Genomic DNA, 1533 nt, shown 5'->3' with positions numbered 1-1533 from the left:
GCCGATCCGGCGGCGGGTCAGCGCGTACCAGGTGAACAGGATGGCGGTGGCGAGCGCTAGGACGGCCAGCCGGTACCAGGTCGGCCGGTACGGGTCGAGCAGTTCCGCGTACCCCGGTCGGATCGTGGTGATCGCGAGCCAGAGCAGTTGGGCGGCGACCGGCGCGGCGACGATCGGCACCAGGGTCAGCGCGAAGGCGGCGGCCAGCCGGCCGGTGCTGGCCCGGCCGCTGCGGCGGGTCAGCCAGCCCAGGGCGGCGACCAGGGCCACCGCGAGCAGGGCCAGCGGCAGGGTGAGCCAGCCCGGGTAGCGGACCAGCCCACCGGGGACGGGAAAGTAGGTGGCGTCGTGCCCGGAGCGCAGCTCGGTCAGGTCGGTACGACCGAACTCCCGGGCCAGGCCCAACGCGTTGTCCCCGTGCTGCTGGAGGCTGCCCCGGTCCATGGCGGCCGGGGTGTCCAACGGCGTGTGGTAGATCGCCCCGCCGTCGATGTACGCCGAGTTCAGCCCGACGAACTTCTGGTCGAGGAAGGCGGTGAAATCGGTGTCGTTGGGCAGCGCGCGGTAGATCTCCACCGCGAACGAGGTGCCGACCGGGTGTGGGGCGGCCCGGCCGAAGACGTCCACCAGCCTCGCGTTGTTCCGGGACGTCTCGAACATGATCACCGGCCCGGTGGAGCCCCGCGCCTCCAGGTTGAGCACCACACCACCGTCGGCGGCCAGCGGGTGGCTGGCGGCGAACGCGGACGCGCCGCAGAGGCACGCCTCCTCGGCGTCGGTCAGCACGAAGACGATGTCGTTGCGGGGCCGGGGACCGGTGGTCAGCGCCCGGGCCACCTCCAGGATGGTCGACGTGCCGGCCGCGTCGTCGTTGCCTCCCGGCCCGGTCTGCACCGAGTCGTAGTGTGCGACCAGGAAGACCCGGCCCGTCGAGTCGGTGCCGGGCAGCCGGGCCACCACGTTGCGGACCCGGGCCAGGGTCGCCCCGCCCGCCGCCCCGCTGAGCTGGCCGGCCTCCGGTGCCACGGTGTCCTGCACCTCGGTCTCCAGGCCCAGCCCCCGCAACTGCCGCTCGAGGTGCGCGCGGACCTGCTCGTTGGCCGGGCTGCCGGCGACGTGCGACCGGGCGGCGATCACCTGGACGTCCTCGTACGCCCGGCCGGCGCTGAACGCACCCACCGGCGCGTCGACCGGCTTCGGGGCCGGGGTGCGCAGGTCGAGCAGACTGCCGAGAGCGCAAGAGCGTCGGGTAGGGAAAGGGTGTAGATTTCCGTGGGTGCCGGATCATTAAAAAAAAAAAACAGGAGCGATGACGAACGCAGTCGCGTAAGGACAGGAAGGACGACATAGATTATTAAATGACATCACAGTCGGTACTCCGATAGTTACGGTCAAACTAGCAAAACCCACAGTAGATACGTTCATGAGTACATGATCGTAGGGACGGTAACACGAAGCGACACTGCAAACCAGGAAGATTATCATCTTATAATAAGCAGCCAATAGTGAGTGAGAAACGGAGCATAACAGGGA

The 1533-nt window shown here is 68.5% G+C and carries 1 pseudogene; it reads right to left on the bottom strand.

What is annotated here, in order from left to right:
- Window positions 1-1230: pseudogene (locus PSH25_RS29230) on the bottom strand (M28 family peptidase); the annotation flags it as partial.
- Window positions 1231-1533: the final 303 nt, after the last annotated feature.

Source organism: Micromonospora foliorum, from assembly GCF_022229015.1.
Lineage (GTDB): Bacteria > Actinomycetota > Actinomycetes > Mycobacteriales > Micromonosporaceae > Micromonospora > Micromonospora foliorum.
Note: the sequence above shows the minus strand (reverse complement) of the source record. Positions and strands in the feature narration are given on the sequence as shown.